The 15,743-nt window shown below is 72.0% G+C and carries 15 protein-coding genes; 12 read left to right on the top strand and 3 right to left on the bottom strand.

The window, feature by feature from the left end; genetic code table 11:
* Nucleotides 1-4: 4 nt before the first annotated feature.
* Both ACP4E5_RS18145 and ACP4E5_RS18140 read left to right on the top strand, forming a co-directional pair.
* Complete coding sequence (locus ACP4E5_RS18145) at nucleotides 5-991, top strand: ABC transporter ATP-binding protein (protein WP_425829946.1); 987 nt, start codon at nucleotides 5-7, stop codon at nucleotides 989-991.
* Nucleotides 975-2,123 carry an ABC transporter ATP-binding protein gene (locus ACP4E5_RS18140; protein WP_425829944.1) on the top strand — a complete coding sequence of 383 codons (1,149 nt, stop codon included), beginning with the start codon at nucleotides 975-977 and terminating at the stop codon, nucleotides 2,121-2,123. The genes ACP4E5_RS18145 and ACP4E5_RS18140 overlap by 17 nt, the downstream gene beginning before the upstream one ends.
* A gap of 148 nt (nucleotides 2,124-2,271) precedes the next feature.
* Here ACP4E5_RS18140 and ACP4E5_RS18135 read toward each other — a convergent pair whose 3' ends face one another.
* Nucleotides 2,272-4,395, bottom strand: a complete 2,124-nt coding sequence (locus ACP4E5_RS18135; RefSeq protein WP_425829942.1) for a S9 family peptidase — start codon at nucleotides 4,393-4,395, stop codon at nucleotides 2,272-2,274.
* Between the two features lie 163 nt (nucleotides 4,396-4,558).
* On the opposite strand from ACP4E5_RS18135, the gene ACP4E5_RS18130 reads away from it, so the two are divergent.
* The 8 genes from ACP4E5_RS18130 to ACP4E5_RS18095 all read left to right on the top strand — a co-directional run bounded on the left by ACP4E5_RS18130 (nucleotide 4,559) and on the right by ACP4E5_RS18095 (nucleotide 12,060).
* Nucleotides 4,559-4,753: a hypothetical protein gene (locus ACP4E5_RS18130; RefSeq protein ID WP_351333402.1), complete on the top strand. Its 195-nt coding sequence runs from the start codon at nucleotides 4,559-4,561 to the stop codon at nucleotides 4,751-4,753.
* Between the two features lie 50 nt (nucleotides 4,754-4,803).
* Nucleotides 4,804-5,706, top strand: coding sequence for an N-acetyl-1-D-myo-inositol-2-amino-2-deoxy-alpha-D-glucopyranoside deacetylase (mshB, locus tag ACP4E5_RS18125; RefSeq protein WP_425829940.1), 903 nt, complete (start codon nucleotides 4,804-4,806; stop codon nucleotides 5,704-5,706).
* A complete protein-coding gene (locus tag ACP4E5_RS18120; RefSeq protein ID WP_425829938.1) occupies nucleotides 5,703-6,173 on the top strand; it encodes a DUF6113 family protein in 471 nt (156 codons plus the stop codon). Before mshB ends, ACP4E5_RS18120 begins: the two co-directional genes overlap by 4 nt.
* 153 nt (nucleotides 6,174-6,326) lie before the next feature.
* Entirely contained in the window at nucleotides 6,327-8,492 is a 2,166-nt protein-coding gene (locus ACP4E5_RS18115; RefSeq protein WP_425829936.1) for a hypothetical protein, read from the top strand.
* Between the two features lie 106 nt (nucleotides 8,493-8,598).
* On the top strand, nucleotides 8,599-9,543 hold the full coding sequence (locus ACP4E5_RS18110) for an ABC transporter ATP-binding protein (RefSeq protein ID WP_425829934.1): 945 nt from the start codon (nucleotides 8,599-8,601) through the stop codon (nucleotides 9,541-9,543).
* On the top strand, nucleotides 9,540-10,280 hold the full coding sequence (locus ACP4E5_RS18105; RefSeq protein WP_425829932.1) for an ABC transporter permease: 741 nt from the start codon (nucleotides 9,540-9,542) through the stop codon (nucleotides 10,278-10,280). The genes ACP4E5_RS18110 and ACP4E5_RS18105 overlap by 4 nt, the downstream gene beginning before the upstream one ends.
* Complete coding sequence (locus ACP4E5_RS18100) at nucleotides 10,277-11,452, top strand: sensor histidine kinase (protein ID WP_425829930.1); 1,176 nt, start codon at nucleotides 10,277-10,279, stop codon at nucleotides 11,450-11,452. Before ACP4E5_RS18105 ends, ACP4E5_RS18100 begins: the two co-directional genes overlap by 4 nt.
* Entirely contained in the window at nucleotides 11,449-12,060 is a 612-nt protein-coding gene (locus ACP4E5_RS18095; protein WP_425829928.1) for a response regulator transcription factor, read from the top strand. The genes ACP4E5_RS18100 and ACP4E5_RS18095 overlap by 4 nt, the downstream gene beginning before the upstream one ends.
* Before the next feature lie 22 nt (nucleotides 12,061-12,082).
* On the opposite strand, the gene ACP4E5_RS18090 is transcribed toward ACP4E5_RS18095, so the two are convergent.
* Nucleotides 12,083-12,925, bottom strand: coding sequence for a transglutaminase family protein (locus ACP4E5_RS18090; RefSeq protein WP_425829926.1), 843 nt, complete (start codon nucleotides 12,923-12,925; stop codon nucleotides 12,083-12,085).
* Between the two features lie 135 nt (nucleotides 12,926-13,060).
* Nucleotides 13,061-14,065, bottom strand: coding sequence for a GNAT family N-acetyltransferase (locus tag ACP4E5_RS18085; protein ID WP_425829924.1), 1,005 nt, complete (start codon nucleotides 14,063-14,065; stop codon nucleotides 13,061-13,063).
* Between the two features lie 140 nt (nucleotides 14,066-14,205).
* Between ACP4E5_RS18085 and fdxA the strand changes: the two genes are divergently transcribed.
* A complete protein-coding gene (gene fdxA / locus ACP4E5_RS18080) occupies nucleotides 14,206-14,526 on the top strand; it encodes a ferredoxin (protein ID WP_266713752.1) in 321 nt (106 codons plus the stop codon).
* 110 nt (nucleotides 14,527-14,636) lie between these two features.
* Nucleotides 14,637-15,740 (top strand): bifunctional succinyldiaminopimelate transaminase/glutamate-prephenate aminotransferase, encoded by a 1,104-nt coding sequence (locus tag ACP4E5_RS18075; protein WP_425829922.1) that lies wholly within the window; start codon nucleotides 14,637-14,639, stop codon nucleotides 15,738-15,740.
* Nucleotides 15,741-15,743: the final 3 nt, after the last annotated feature.

Here is a 15,743-nt window from a genome sequence, read left to right as displayed (position 1 = left end):
GCACATGGCTTTGTTGGAAGTACGCGACCTGCACGTCGAGTTCCGTACGCGCGACGGCGTCGCCAAGGCGGTCAACGGCGTCAACTACACCGTCGACGAGGGCGAGACGCTCGCCGTGCTCGGTGAGTCGGGATCCGGCAAGTCCGTCACCGCGCAGGCCGTGATGGGCATCCTCGACATGCCGCCGGGCCGGATCGCCAGTGGCGAGATCCTCTTCAAGGGCAAGGACCTGCTGAACCTCAAGGAAGAGGAGCGGCGGAAGATCCGCGGCGCCGAGATGGCGATGATCTTCCAGGACGCGCTGTCCTCGCTGAACCCCGTCCTCACGGTGGGGGAGCAGCTCGGCGAGATGTTCGTCGTCCACAAGGGGATGTCGAAGAAGGACGCGCGGGCCAGGGCCGTCGAGCTGATGGACCGGGTCAGGATCCCCGCCGCGAAGGAGCGGGTGAGCCAGTACCCGCACCAGTTCTCCGGCGGTATGCGCCAGCGCATCATGATCGCGATGGCGCTCGCGCTCGAACCCTCGCTGATCATCGCCGACGAGCCGACCACCGCCCTCGACGTCACGGTGCAGGCCCAGGTGATGGACCTCCTCGCCGAGCTGCAGCGCGAGCTCAACATGGGGCTCATCCTCATCACCCACGACCTCGGGGTGGTCGCCGACGTCGCCGACAAGATCGCCGTGATGTACGCGGGCCGGATCGTCGAGCAGGCGCCGGTGCACGAGATCTACAAGGCGCCCGCCCACCCGTACACCAAGGGCCTGCTCGAATCGATCCCGCGCCTCGACCAGAAGGGGCAGGAGCTCTTCGCCATCAAGGGGCTCCCGCCGAACCTCATGCACATCCCGCCCGGCTGCGCCTTCAACCCGCGCTGCCCGATGGCCCAGGACGTGTGCCGCACGGACGTCCCGCCGCTCGCCCGCGTCTCCGACGACCGGCGCAGCGCCTGCCACTTCTGGAAGGAGACGCTCGATGCCGCAACACGGTAAGCACGTGAGCAAGGACGACCTGAAGCGCGAGGGCAGGATCGCCGAGCACCTCCTCCACAAGGCGCAGGCCGAGAACGACTACGCGGCGCACAGCTCGCCCTCCGGGCACGAACCCCTGCTCCAGGTACGCGGGTTGACCAAGCACTACCCGCTCACCCAGGGCGTCCTCGTCAAGAAGCAGATCGGCTCGGTGAAGGCCGTCGACGGCGTGGACTTCGACCTCGGGCAGGGCGAGACGCTCGGCATCGTGGGCGAGTCCGGCTGCGGCAAGTCGACCGTCGCGAAGATGCTGGTGAACCTGGAGCGGCCCACGGCCGGCGTCATCAAGTACAAGGGCGAGGACATCACCACGCTGTCGGGTCGCGCCCTCAAGGCCGTCCGCCGCAACATCCAGATGGTGTTCCAGGACCCGTACACGTCCCTGAACCCCCGGATGACCGTCGGCGACATCATCGGGGAGCCGTACGAGATCCATCCCGAGGTGGCCCCGAAGGGCGACCGCAGGAAGAAGGTCCAGGACCTCCTCGATGTCGTCGGGCTCAACCCCGAGTACATCAACCGGTACCCGCACCAGTTCTCCGGCGGCCAGCGCCAGCGCATCGGCATCGCGCGCGGGCTCGCGCTGCGCCCCGAGATCATCGTCGCGGACGAGCCGGTGTCCGCGCTCGACGTGTCGGTGCAGGCCCAGGTGATCAACCTCCTGGACCGGCTCCAGAACGAGTTCGACCTCAGTTACGTCTTCATCGCGCACGACCTGTCGATCGTGCGGCACATCTCCGACCGGGTCGGCGTGATGTACCTGGGCCGCATCGCCGAGATCGGCTCGGACGCCGAGATCTACGACCACCCGACGCACCCCTACACGCAGGCGCTGCTCTCGGCGGTGCCGGTGCCCGACCCGGAGGCGCGCGAGGGCCGCGAGCGCATCCTGCTCTCCGGCGACGTCCCCTCGCCCGCCAACCCGCCCTCCGGCTGCCGCTTCCGTACGCGCTGCTGGAAGGCGCAGCAACGCTGTGCGGACGAGGAGCCGGTGTTGGCCGTGCCCGAGGTCTTCCGCGGCGGCGACACCCCGGCCAGCCACCCGTCGGCCTGCCACTTCGCGGAGGAGAAGCAGGTCGTGCCGACGGACTAGCTCGTGTGATGCCTTTACACGCAGGCAACCCGGCCGACCCGACGCCGATATGCGCGCGCGCCAGAGTGTCTCGCGTACGGCCGTGCGGGTGCCGTAAGCCGGGCCGGAGCGATCATGTCGCTCCGGCCCGGTTGCCGTTCGGCAGGCCCTACAGCCCCAACGACCGCTTCAGGAAGTCGACTTGGAGCAGCAGCAGATTCTCGGCGACCTGTTCCTGGGGCGTCATGTGGGTCACGCCGGACAGCGGGAGCACCTCGTGCGGGCGGCCGTCGGCCAGCAGCGCGGAGGACAGCCGCAGGGCGTGCGCCACGACCACGTTGTCGTCCGCGAGGCCGTGCACGATGAGCATCGGGCGGTGCTGCTCGGCGGCGCCCGTGAGCCCGTCGTCGGTCACCAGGGAGCTCTTCGCGTACGTCTGAGGGGAGGCGCCCGGGTCGCCCAGGTAGCGCTCCGTGTAGTGCGTGTCGTACAGCCGCCAGTCCGTGACCGGGGCGCCCGCGATGCCCGCGTGGAAGACGTCGGGGCGGCGCAGCACGGCGAGCGCCGACAGGTAGCCGCCGTAACTCCAGCCGCGCATCGCGACCTTGGACAGGTCGAGCGGGAACCGGCCGGCGAGCGCGTGCAGCGCGGTGACCTGGTCGTCGAGGGTGAGCGTGAAGTCGCCGTGGACCGACTTCTCGCGGCCGGGCGAGATGCCGGGCGTGCCCCGGCCGTCCGCGACGATCACCGCGAAGCCCTGGTCGGCGAACCACTGCGAGGTCAGATGCGGGTTGTGGGACGCCACGACGCGCTGCCCGTGCGGGCCGCCATAGGGGTCCATGAGGACCGGGAGCGGACCGTCCCCCTCCTCGTAAGAGGAGGGCAGAAGAACGGCGCACGGGATGCCCTCGGCCTCCGTGAGCGTCACGCGCGGGGTGAGCAGCGGGCGTTCGGCGTGCGAGGCGATGTCGACCGTCTTCTCGGCGGACTTGCCGTCGCGCTTCACGCGCGCGTGCGCGCCGGGTACGTTCGGCGTCGCCGAGACGAGGACGGTGACGTCCCCGGCGCGGACCGCGGAGTGCACGCCGGGCTCCGTGGTGACGCGCTGCACCCCGAGCTCATTGACCCGGTAGACGTGCACCTCGCCGGTCTCCGGGGACTCGGCGTCGACCCCGGCCGAGGCGGAGACGAGGACGTCGCTCTCGCCGACGTCGAGCACCGCGCGCACGTGCAACTGGGGGCCGGTCAGCGGCCGCTCGCCCACCGCGAGGACCCGCGCGCCGCCCTCGTCGGCGATCCGCACGAGCTGCCCGCTGGGCGACCAGCAGGGCACGCCGGGCAGCAGCTCCAGCCACGCGTCGTCCTCGTCGGCGTGCACCATCCGCGTCGAGCCGTCGTCCGTGTTGACCGCGAGGTAGAGCGCGCTGCGCTGGTCGCGGGCCTGGACCAGGAGCAGCGGGGCGCCGTCCGCCGACCAGTGCACGCGGGCCAGGTACGGGTACGCCTTGCGGTCCCAGGTCACCTCGGTGCGGTCGCCTTCGAGGTCGTACGCGAAGAGCCGCACGTCGGCGTTGGGCGTGCCCGCGCGGGGGTAGGCGACGCGGGCCGGCTCCCGGTCCGGGTGCGCGGGGTCGGCGATCCACCAGCGGCGCACGTCCGCGTCGTCGGCGCGGGCCACGAGCAGGCGGTCCGAATCGGGCGACCACCAGTGGCCGCGGTACCGGGACATCTCCTCGGCCGCGGCGAACTCCGCGAGCCCGTACGTCACGGTCCCCCGCTCATGCGGCTCCGGCTCCGCGAGCGCCCGGTCGTCCCCGCCCTCCGCGCCGACGACACGCAGCGCGCCTCGGGAGACGTACGCGACGTGCCGCCCGTCGGGCGAGGGCCGCGGGTCCAACACGGGCCCCGGAACCCGCAGTTCCCGAGCGGTGCCCACCCGCAGCTCGGCCGTGAACAGGCGCCCCGACAGGGCGAACGCGGCCAACTCGGCGGCGGCGTCCGTGGCGTAGCCCACGATGCCCGCGCCGCCCTCACGGCTGCGCTCGCGCCGGGCCCGCTCCTCGGCCGACAGGTTCTCCACCGCCCCGCCGAGCAGGGCCACCGGATCGGCGGCCACCCGTTCCTGACCACTCGCCACGTCAAGCACCCACAGCGCGTTCGCCCGATCGGTACCCGAGGAGGAACGCAGAAACACGACACGCTCGCCGTCCGGCGCCACCGTGAAGGCGCGCGGCGCCCCCAACGTGAAGCGCTGGGTACGCGCGTGCTGACGGGGGAAGGTCTCGATGGTCATCCAGGCAGCCTAGGAGAGATGTGGTCTGCGCGCCCCCGTGCGCTCCCGGCCGCATCGGGTGCTCCCCGATCGCGACTCGTGCGCGGGCACGGATAGTTATGATCGTTAGCACTGTGTGGGTACGAGTCCGTCGGCGACCGGATCACTTTGGAGGAGGACCGCTGTGGCACTCTCGATCTCGGCCGTGGTGCTGTTCGCGATCATCGTCTTCATCCTGATCAAGAAGTCGGGCCTGAAAGCGGGGCACGCGGTGGTGTGCGTGCTCCTGGGTTTCTACCTGGCGAGTTCGTCCGTCGCTCCCACGATCAAGGAGCTGACGACGAACGTGGCGGACATGGTCGGCGGCATCAAGTTCTAGCGCGCCCACTGGCCGCGCCCGGTGTCGGTGCGGCGTTCTAGGCTGTGGGCATGACGGAAATGCCAGGTAGGCGCCTGCTCCTCGTGCATGCGCACCCCGACGACGAGTCGATCAACAATGGCGCCACCATGGCCAAGTACGCCGCCGAGGGCGCCCAGGTCACGCTGGTGACCTGCACGCTCGGCGAAGAGGGCGAGGTCATTCCGGGCGAACTGGCCCATCTCGCCCCGGATCGGGAGGATCTCCTCGGCCCGCACCGGATCGGCGAGTTGGCCGCCGCCATGAAGGAGCTCGGCGTCACCGACCACCGCTTCCTGGGCGGTCCCGGACGCTTCCGCGACTCCGGAATGATGGGCGCCCCGCAGAACGGGCGGGAGGGCGCCTTCTGGGCCGCCGATCTCGACGAGGCCGCGGCCCACCTCGTCTCCGTGATCCGCGAGACCCGCCCGCAGGTCCTGATCACGTACGACCCCGACGGGGGCTACGGGCACCCCGATCACATCCAGGCCCACCGCGTCGCGATGCGCGCCGCCGACCTGGCCGCCGAGACCGCCTTCCGCCGCGACCTCGGGGAGCCGCACGCGATCGCCAAGATCTACTGGAACCGCGCGCCGCGCACGGTCGTCGAGGAGCGGTTCCGATGGCTCGCGGGCGTGCTCGACGCCACCCCCTTCGACGTCGCGGCCGTGGTGGACGACGTACCGGGCGTCGTCGACGACGAGCGGATCACCGCGGCGATCGACGGCCGGCCGTACATCGAGCGGAAGGCGGCCGCGATGCGCGCGCACGCCACCCAGGTCGACGTGCCGGACGCACAAGGCGTGTTCGCGCTCTCCAACAAACTCGCGCAGCCGCTGTTCGACATCGAGTACTACGAGTTGGTGCGGGGCGAGCCCGGATCGCCGTACGAGAAGGACCTGTTCGAGGGTCTTGAGGGAGTGACCGAGCGATGAGCGGCGACAAGAGCGGGCGGGCCGCGGCGTCCAGCGGCAGGGCCGTCCCCGGCGGACCGGCGGCGCGGAACGTCGACCTGCCCTTCGGCTTCGGCGGATTCAGCGCGGGGCGGACGGCCGCCCTGCTTGTCCTTTTCGTCCTCGGTGTGGTCGTCGCGGCCGGCGGCGCGCTCGTCCAAGGGGGCTGGTTCCCGGGCGGGTTGCTGCTCGCGCTCGTCGGCGCGGCCGGCCTGTTCCACGGAGGGGCGCGGGTGACGGGCGGTCGCGCGGGGGCGGTCGCGCCCGCGGCGGGCTGGGTGCTCACGGTGATCCTGCTCACCGCGAGCCGTCCCGAGGGCGACTTTCTGTTCGGCGCGGGAGCCGGCTCGTACCTCTTCCTCCTCGGAGGGATGGCTGTCGCTGTGATGTGCGCCACCTTCTGGCTGCCCGGGCAACCACCCGCGCCCACCGCCCGACTTGGGAAGTGACGTAGCACTTTGGGTCGTCGTGCGGCGCGTACGGTTCCGGATTGGTCATCCGTCGCACGGTGACTTCCGGCGGCGGCCAGTATGGTGGTGCGCGCCGCCGAGCAGCCCGCGAGAGGTCGAGACGGGCGGCGGAGCCAACCGGGAGAACCTGCCTTGAGTCGTGAAACTGACAGTTCGTCCTCCGGGCCCCAGGGGCGCGGCGCTGCCGCCTACCCGTCGGGGACGCCTCCGTACGGATCGCCCGCGCAGGGCGCGGCGTCCGGTGACGCCGGTCCGACGCCGCCGGGCGACCAGGACGCCCCGGAGTCACCCAAGACCGAGACGACGCTGACGACCCGGATCCGGATCAACATCCCCGGCTCCCGGCCGATCCCGCCTGTCGTCATGCGGACGCCGATGAGCGATGTCGACGCCAATCCGGAGAACGGCGGCGGCAAGCGAGCCGACGCCGGTCCCTCCGCCTCCGCGCCGGACGCGACGCAGGGTGGCCGTCCCGCGTCGCCCGCCTCGTACGGCGGCCCGGCGGACGCGGGCTCCGCGCCCGCCGCCCCAGAGGCGTCCGCGCCCAGCGCCCCCGCGCCGCAGCGCGGGGAGAAGACGAGCGACTGGTTCGCGCCGCGCAAGCCGCGCGGCGGTGCGGCCGGTCCGGCGACCGGCGCGGTTCCGACGGTGGGCGCGGGTGGCCCTGCCACCGGCGCGGGCGGCTCCGCCATGGGTTCCTCCACGCCGCCGGCCCCGGGCCCCAACAGCGGTGGCCCGTCCGGCACTTCGGGCGGCCCGATGGGCGGCCCGATGGGTGGTCCCACCGGCGGCCCCGCGGGCGGCCCGTCCGGCGGGCCCTCAGGCGGCTCCGCCGGAGGCTCCTCCGGCGGGTCCTCCGGAGGGTTCGACGTGTCCGGTGCCGTGGCGGCAGGCCCCCTCGGTACGGGCGGCGCCTCGGGCCCCCGCGACGACCTGCCGTTCTTCTCCGCCAACCAGGCCCCCGGCGCGCCCGACCGCGGCGAAGGACCCACCGGACCAGGACCCGTGGGCCCCACCACCGGCCCGGCCGCCGGCGACGGCCCCATGGTCCCGCCGAACGCCCCCAACCCGCCCGTCCCGGGCGCAGGCCAGTCGCCGCCCCGGATGAGCGACGACACCGCGATCCTCACGCCGCAGAAGCCGGCCCCGGAGCCGCCCGGTGGCGGCAACTCCAGTGGCAACGTCTCGGGTGACACGCTCACCAGCGGCATGCGGGTCGTCCCCTCGGCCGGCGGCGGCCCCAAGTCCCCCGGCGCCTCCGACCCGTTCCAGCAGGGCGGCCAGGACAGCCCCGCGGTGCACGCCCCGCCGAAGCTGCCCGACCCGGTGCCGACCACTCCCGCGCCCAAGAAGAAGGGCCGCAACAAGCTGGTGCTGCTCGGCGTGGGCGTCGTCGGCGTGGCCGGAGTCGCGTACGGCGCCGGCCTGTTGATGAACCACTCCGACATCCCGAAGGGCACCACCGTCGCCGGCGTCGACATCGGCGGCGGCACCCGCGACGAGGCGACCACCAAGCTGGAGAACGCCCTCGGCAAGCGCACGGATCAGGCGCTGAAGCTGCGGATCGGAGGCAAGACCGTGGCGATGCGGCCGGCCCAGGCCGGTCTCTCCTTCGACACCGCGTCGACCGTGTCCGCCGCCGCGGGCAGCGACTACAACCCGGTCTCGGTGATCGGCTCGCTGTTCGGCAACGAGCGGGTCGTGGCCCCCGTCATGCCCGTCGACGAGGAGAAGCTGGCCGCGTCCCTGCAGCGGGCCGCGGGCGGCGCCGCCGCGTCCGGCGAGGGCACGATCAAGTTCGAGCCGGGCAAGGCCGTTCCCGTCTACGGCAAGACCGGCAAGGGGCTCGACATCGCCCAGTCGGCCGCCGCGGTCAAGGACGCGTACCACGCGCAGGTCGAGACCGGCGCCTCCGGAGCGGTCCCGCTGGCGACGTCGACGCAGAAGCCGACGATCTCGGACGCCGAGGTCGACCGGAAGATGCAGCAGTTCGCGGAGCCCGCGATGTCCGGACTGATCACGGTCAAGGCGGGCGGCGCCTCGATCCAGTTCGGCCCCGACAAGTCGCTGCCGAAGATCCTCAGCGTCCAGCCGGTCAACGGGAAGCTGGTCGAGAAGTACAACCTCCCGGAGCTCAAGAAGCTGTACGGCACGACCTTCGACGGCGTCCTGGTCACCCGCGGCACCGGCAAGAAGACGCCGGTCCAGCCCACGGACGTGGCCGCCGCCATCGGCAAGGCGCTGCTCGGCAAGACCTCCGCCGAGCGCACCGCGGAGATCCAGACGAACGCCTCGTAGCTCCGCGGGCGCACCCGCGTCACGAGTCCCGCATGACATCCGTCATGCGGGACTCACGCTTCACGACACTGCCGCGCACCCCTGTCGACCGGCGACGCTGTATGCCATGACGACACACGCAGCGGTCACCTTCAGCGGGGTGACGAAGACGTACGGCGCCGTGCGGGCGGTCGACGGCCTCAGCCTCGAACTGCACGCCGGCGAGACGGTCGCCCTGCTCGGCCCGAACGGCGCGGGCAAGTCCACCACCCTCGACCTGCTCCTCGGCCTGCGCCCCGCCGACACCGGCGAGGTCCGCGTATTCGGCGCGAGCCCGCGCGAGGCGATCACGGCGGGCCGGGTCGGCGCCATGCTGCAGAGCGGCGGCCTGATGGACGAGGTGACCGTGCGTGAGCTCGTCCAGCTCGGCTGCGCCCTGCACCCGAAGCCGTACCCGGCCGATGAGGTCCTGGCCCGCGCGGGACTCACGCAGATCGCCGACCGCAAGGTCAACAAGCTCTCGGGCGGCCAGGAGCAGCGCGTCCGCTTCGCCCTCGCCACGGCCGGCGACAGCGACCTCATCGTCCTCGACGAACCGACGACCGGCATGGACGTGAGCGCCCGGCAGGCGTTCTGGGCGACCATGCGCGAGCAGGCCGAGCAAGGCCGCACGGTGCTGTTCGCCACGCACTACCTGGAGGAGGCGGACGCGATCGCCGACCGCGTCCTCGTGCTGCACCGCGGCCGCCTCCTCGCCGACGGCACGGCCGCCGAGATCAAGGCGAAGGCCGGCGCCCGCAGGGTCTCCTTCGACCTGGAAGGCGAGATCGACGAGCCCGCCATCGAGGCACTCCCGTTCCTGACCGCCGTGTCCGTCAGCGGCCAGACGGTACGCATCCAGTCCACCGACGCCGACGCGACCGTGCACGCGCTCTACGGGCTCGGCGTCTACCCCCGCAATCTCGAGGTCGCCGGACTGGGCCTGGAACAGGCCTTCGTGGCGATCACCACGGCAGAAGAAGCGGCAGAAGAAGCGGCGGAAGCAGCGGCTCAGGAGGCCAAGGTCCGATGAACAGCCTGATCAAGCTCGAACTCACCCGCGCCCTGCGCAACCGGAAGTTCCTGTTCTTCTCCGTGATCTACCCGTCCGTACTGTTCCTGCTGATCGCGGGCAAGGCCGACACCTCGACCATGGTCGACGGCACGGGCCTGAACCTGCCCGCGTTCATGATGGTCTCGATGGCCTCCTTCGGCGCGCTCACCGCCGTCCTCATGGGCAACAGCGAGCGCATCGCGAAGGAGCGGGAGAACGGCTGGGTACGGCAGTTGAGGCTCACCACGCTGCCCGGCCGCGGCTATGTCCTCGCGAAGACCGCGAGCGCCGCCGTCGTCTCGCTCCCGTCCATCGTGGTCGTCTTCGTCGTGGCCTCGGCCTTCAAGGACGTACGGTTCGACGCCTGGCAGTGGCTCGCGCTCACCGGCTCGATCTGGGCCGGCAGCCTCGTCTTCGCCGCGCTCGGCGTGGCCATCGGCTACCTCGCCTCCGGCGACGCCGTCCGGCCGATCACGATGATCACGTACTTCGGCCTGTCGATCCTGGGCGGCCTGTGGATGCCGACCACGACGTTTCCGCAGTGGTTGCAGGACATCGCCAAGTGGCTGCCCACGCACGCGTACGCTGCCCTTGGCCAGGCCATCGAGCTGGGCAACGCCCCGCACACCAAGGACATCGCGCTGCTCGTCGTGTACTTCCTGGCCTTCGCGGGCGGCGCGGCCTGGCTGTACCGGAAGGACACGTTGAAGGCGTGAGCACGGAACTGGACGGGCGGGGCGAGGACACGCTGCCGAAGATCGGCCGGCCGCCGGAGAACCGCCGCGAGACCCTCTTGAAGCTCCTCTGGATCGGGATGTGGCTGGCCTTCCTCGGCAGCCCGGTCGCCGACCTGGCGCGGGGCGACTACAGCCCGACGGGCACGGTCCTCGGCACGCTCGGCCTGGTCGCCTTCATCGGCTGCTACATGGTCCTCGTCATGCGCCGAATGGCCAGGCCGGCGGGACGTCTCGCGGTGTACGCCTCCCTGGCCGTGCTGCCGGTGCTCGCCGTCGTCCTCTCCCTGACCCTCGGGGCCGACTGGCTCGTCCTGTTCGTGTACATCTCGGTGGCCTGCGGGGCGGTCCTGCCGCTGCGCTGGACCCGGCTCGCGATCCTCGCGTCGACGGCCGTCATGGTCGGCGCGGGACTGCTCCTCGACACGGAGCCGCAGTACTGGCTCCTGGTGCCCGCCCTGCTCTCGGGCTTCTCCATGATCGGCGTACGCGAACTGGTCCGTACGACCAGGGAGCTGCGGGAGGCCCGCGCCCAGGTCGCCCAGCTCGCCACCAACGAGGAGCGCCTGCGCCTCGCCCGCGACCTGCACGACCTGCTCGGCCACTCCCTCTCGCTCATCACGCTCAAGAGCGAACTGGCCGGACGGATGCTGCCCGACCACCCCGACAAGGCGGCCGACCAGGTCGCCGACATCGAGAAGGTCAGCCGGCAGGCCCTGGTCGACGTACGGGAGGCCGTCAGCGGCTACCGGCGAGCCCGGCTCGCCACCGAACTCGCGGGCGCCGGGGCCGCGCTGACCGCGGCGGGCGTCACCGCGGACGTGCCCTCCGAGGCGCCGGAACTGCCCGAGAAGCAGGAGTCGGCGCTCGCCTGGACGCTGCGCGAGGCCGTCACCAACGTCGTACGGCACAGTGGCGCGCGGCGCTGCGTCGTCGACGTCACCCGCCGCGAGACCCTCGAAGGGCCCCGCGTCGAACTGACCGTCGAGGACGACGGCTCGGGCCCCTCAGGAGCGCCCCCGGGCAACGGCCTCACCGGCCTCGCCGAACGCCTCGCGGCGGCCGGCGGCACCCTGGAGACGGGCGCGGCACGCGGCGGAGGCTTCCGCCTGGTGGCCCGCGTCCCGGCGGTGTTCGTAGGATCCGCCACATGAGCCCGATCAAGGTGTTGCTGGCCGAGGATCAGTCGATGGTGCGCGAGGCGCTGGCCGCGCTGCTCGGGCTCGAGCCGGACATCGAGGTCGTCGCGCAGGTGGCGCGCGGTGACGAGGTGGTGGCGGCCGCCCGCGCGCACGCCGTGGACGTGGCGCTCCTCGACATCGAGATGCCCGGCTGCACCGGCATCGAGGCGGCGGCAGCGCTCCGCGAGGCGCTCCCGGAGCTGAAGGTCGTCGTGCTCACCACCTTCGGCAGGCCCGGCTATCTGCGCAGCGCCATGGAGGCGGGCGCGGCCGCGTTCCTGGTCAAGGACGCCCCCGCGGCGCAGCTCGCCGAGGCCGTGCGCACGGTGCTCGCGGGCGAACGCGTCATCGACCCCTCGCTTGCGGCGGCGGCCCTCGCGGAAGGCGCGAACCCGCTCACCGACCGCGAGCGCGAGGTGCTGCGGGCGGCGGCGGACGGCCGCACCAACGCGGAACTCGCGGTCGCCCTGCACCTGTCGCAGGGCACGGTCCGCAACTACCTGTCGGTGGCGATCCAGAAGCTGGCGGTGCGCAACAGGGCGGAGGCGGTGACCGTCGCGCGGGAGAAGGGCTGGCTGTAGGCCTTTTCCCGGGCCCGGCGGCTCAGTTCAGCATCGCGCGGGCCGCCCGCGCCTGCTCCCGCACCGACTCCGCCGCGCTCTCGTCGACGGCCCCGACCACGTCCGCGTACGCCTCCAGCTCCATCGCCCCGTTCACGAAGTCCCCGCGGCGTACGAGGAGCTGGGCCCGCTCGTAGCGCAGCCGCGCCGGGTGCGCGGGCAGCAGCAGCGACAGCTCCACGGCCCACAGCGACACGTCGGAGCGCTCGGGCCGCGTCGCCGCCCACGCCCGGATGTTGTTGAGGATCCGCAGCACCACGTCCAGCGGATCGGCGGGCCGCAGCATCGACGGATCCAGCGGTCCGCCCGTCGCCCCCGCCACGAGCGTCTGCGCGTCGGCCCCCGTCAGCACCCGCCCGCCGTCGAACGGGTCGGCCAGCACCTGCTCGTCGGCGGGACCGAAGCCGACCACGAAGTGCCCCGGCAGGGCCACCCCGCACACCGGCGCCCCGGCCCGCCTCGCCACCTCGATCCACACGACCGACAACAGGATCGGCAGCCCTCTGCGGCGCCGCACGACCTCGTGCAGGAGGGAGGACTCCAGGCGCTGGTAGTCGTTCGGCGTGCCGTGGAAACCGGTGCGCGCGCCGAGCAGTTCGGCGCACGCGGCGGCCCAGCCGTGCGGCGAACCGGGCCGGTACGGCAGCCGCCCGGAGAGCTCGTCCAGCTCTATCTGCACGGCGTCCATACCGGCCTCGTCGAGCGAGGTGTCGCCCTGCGCTGCGAGCAGCAGACACAGCTGCGCCAGATCGGGCCGCTCGGACCGCGCCTCTTCGGCGAACCGCCGCCGCAGCTCCGTGGAACGGGGGGAAAGGTGGGGGGACATACGTGCCTCGTGCCCTCTCAGGCCGATCGATACGGCATCAATCGCCACGGCGTCAGCCGACGTTCGGATCCGGAGCACGATAGTGGTGCTGTGTCTCCCGGGGGCGACCCCCGGACCCCCGGCCGCGAAACCGCGTCACTCGCCGCGCCGTTCCGGAGCACGATAGTGGTGGTACGCGTGGTGTGTGGCGAAACCCAGGCGGTCGTAGAGGGCGCGCGCCCCCTCGTTCTCGGCCTCGACCTGGAGCCAGGCCGCCGACGCGCCCTCGTCGAGCGCCTGGCGGGCCAGCGCCGTCATCACGTCAGTGGCGAGCCCCCGCCGCCGGTACGCAGGGGCGACCTCGACGGCGGCGAACCCGGCCCACCGCCCGTCGACCACGCACCGCCCGATCGCGGCGGGCACATCACCGTCGCCCGGCACGGTCGCGAACCATACCGAGGGACCGGCGCACAGCACCTTCAGCGCTACCTCGCTCGCCCCTTTGCGCTGGTAGCGCGCGAGCCACGCCCGGTCCGGCTCGCGGCTCAGCAGCACCTGAGGCGCGTCCGGCGCGTCCCCGATGGGCGCGAGCGCGGCGATCCGCAGCTCGGCGCTCACCTCGCGCGCCCACCCGCGCTCCTCAAGAGCGGCGCACAGCACCTCCTGCGCCCCCTCGGCCCCGGTCGCCGTCTGCGCGTACGCCGGAAGGCCACGGGCCGCGTACCACTCCTGTACGTGGCTCAGCGCGTCGTCGAGCGGACGCCCGGGGTCACCCAGGGGGAGTACCGAGTTGGCCCGCCGGGTGAAGCCCTCGGCCGCCCTCAACTCCCACTCGCCGAGCCGCTCGCTCTCGATCGGCCGCCAGGCTCGCGAGGCGACGCGCGCGAGCTCCGGATACGTGGCCGAAGGACCGCGGCGACGGGCCGGCGCGGCCGGCACGACCTTCCCCGCGACCAGCGCGGACTCCTCGATCCGCACACCTTCACCGTTTCTCCGTGTGACGAGGAGCACACCGTCGTTCCACGATGTGAGAACACCGACCGTGTCGGTGAATTTTCGACCCGCGGAATCTTCCCCGCTCACCCGTCGCACAGAGACGCGTTTCCCCACGTCAGCGGCGGTAATACGGACTTCGAGCCGTCCGCCCGCAGTGAATTCCACAGCTCGGTCCACCCCTCCTGTTCGGATCATGCCCAGGAACGGAGATACTAGATGCGGGCATCGACGACGCCGCGCTCCCGCGCGCCAGGCGGCGGAGCCTGCGGAGGCCCGCCAGCGCCCTATCGAGGAGGAACGACAGCGTGACCTACGTCATCGCGCAGCCTTGTGTCGACGTCAAGGACAAGGCGTGCATCGAGGAGTGCCCGGTCGACTGCATCTACGAGGGCAAGCGGTCCTTGTACATCCACCCGGATGAATGCGTCGACTGTGGCGCCTGTGAGCCGGTCTGCCCGGTCGAGGCGATCTTCTACGAGGACGACACTCCTGAGGAGTGGAAGGACTACTACAAGGCGAACGTCGAGTTCTTCGACGATCTCGGTTCGCCCGGTGGTGCCTCGAAGATGGGCCTGATCGACAAGGACTACCCCTTCATCGCCGCGCTGCCGCCGCAGAACCAGTAATTTCTGAGTTCAGCGGTACGCACAGGCGCTGCCCCGGTCCCGTACGGCTCTGACTGCCGTACGGGACCGAGGCATTTGTTCACCACCCCGTAAGAGAGCGAGCCACCCAGGTGTCCACCGTCCCGGCCCCCATCGATCGCCTCCCCACGTTCCCCTGGGACAAGCTGGAGCCGTACAAGAAGACGGCCGCGGCGCACCCGGACGGCATCGTCGATCTCTCCGTCGGCACGCCCGTCGACCCGGTGCCCGAGCTGATCCAGAAGGCGCTGGTCGACGCCGCGGACTCGCCGGGCTACCCGACGGTCTGGGGCACCCCCGAGCTGCGTGACGCGCTCGTCGGCTGGTGTGAGCGCCGCCTCGGCGCCCGTGGCTTCGACCACACGAACGTCCTGCCGGTCGTCGGCTCCAAGGAACTGGTCGCCTGGCTCCCCACCCAGCTGGGCCTCGGCCCCGGCGACAAGGTCGCCTACCCTCGCCTCGCGTACCCGACGTACGAGGTGGGCGCCCGCCTCGCCCGCGCGGACTACGTCGTCTACGACGACCCGACCGAGCTGGACCCGACCGGCCTGAAGCTCCTGTGGCTCAACTCCCCGTCGAATCCGACGGGCCGGGTGCTCGCCAAGGACGAGCTGAAGCGCATCGTGGACTGGGCGCGCTCGCACGGCATCCTGGTCTTCTCCGACGAGTGCTACCTGGAGCTGGGCTGGGAGGCCGACCCGGTCTCGGTGCTGCACCCGGACGTCAACGGCGGCTCGCACGAGGGTCTCGTCGCGGTCCACTCGCTCTCGAAGCGCTCGAACCTGGCGGGTTACCGCGCGGCGTTCATCGCGGGCGACGCCTCGGTCCTCGGCCCGCTCCTCCAGATCCGCAAGCACGGCGGCATGATGACCTCCGCGCCGACGCAGGCGGCCGTCGTCGCGGCGCTCGGCGACGACGAGCACGTGCGGGTGCAGCGGGAGCGCTACGCGGCCCGCCGCGAGGTGCTGCGCTCGGCCCTGCTGGCCCACGGCTTCCGCATCGAGCACAGCGAGGCGAGCCTGTACCTCTGGGCGACCCGCGACGAGTCCTGCTGGGACACGGTGTCCGCCCTGGCCGACCTCGGCATCCTGGTGGCCCCCGGCGACTTCTACGGCGAGGCCGGCGCCACCTTCGTACGCGTGGCCCTGACGGCCTCGGACGAGCGTGTGGCGGCGGCGGTGAACCGGCTGGCCTGACGG

This window comes from Streptomyces fractus (genome assembly GCF_049844455.1).
Taxonomy (GTDB): Bacteria; Actinomycetota; Actinomycetes; order Streptomycetales; family Streptomycetaceae; genus Streptomyces; species Streptomyces fractus.
The sequence above is the reverse complement of the archived record's forward strand: the minus strand, read 5'-3'. Positions and strand labels throughout refer to the sequence as shown.

What these genes read in the sequence shown, in the direction of transcription:
- ACP4E5_RS18145 (WP_425829946.1), top strand. Translation starts at nt 5, where the DNA reads ATGGCTTTGTTGGAAGTACGCGACCTGCACGTCGAGTTCCGTACGCGC.
- ACP4E5_RS18140 (WP_425829944.1), top strand. Translation starts at nt 975, where the DNA reads ATGCCGCAACACGGTAAGCACGTGAGCAAGGACGACCTGAAGCGCGAG.
- ACP4E5_RS18135 (WP_425829942.1), bottom strand. Translation starts at nt 4,395, where the DNA reads ATGACCATCGAGACCTTCCCCCGTCAGCACGCGCGTACCCAGCGCTTC.
- mshB (WP_425829940.1), top strand. Translation starts at nt 4,804, where the DNA reads ATGACGGAAATGCCAGGTAGGCGCCTGCTCCTCGTGCATGCGCACCCC.
- ACP4E5_RS18120 (WP_425829938.1), top strand. Translation starts at nt 5,703, where the DNA reads ATGAGCGGCGACAAGAGCGGGCGGGCCGCGGCGTCCAGCGGCAGGGCC.
- ACP4E5_RS18110 (WP_425829934.1), top strand. Translation starts at nt 8,599, where the DNA reads ATGACGACACACGCAGCGGTCACCTTCAGCGGGGTGACGAAGACGTAC.
- ACP4E5_RS18105 (WP_425829932.1), top strand. Translation starts at nt 9,540, where the DNA reads ATGAACAGCCTGATCAAGCTCGAACTCACCCGCGCCCTGCGCAACCGG.
- ACP4E5_RS18095 (WP_425829928.1), top strand. Translation starts at nt 11,449, where the DNA reads ATGAGCCCGATCAAGGTGTTGCTGGCCGAGGATCAGTCGATGGTGCGC.
- ACP4E5_RS18090 (WP_425829926.1), bottom strand. Translation starts at nt 12,925, where the DNA reads ATGTCCCCCCACCTTTCCCCCCGTTCCACGGAGCTGCGGCGGCGGTTC.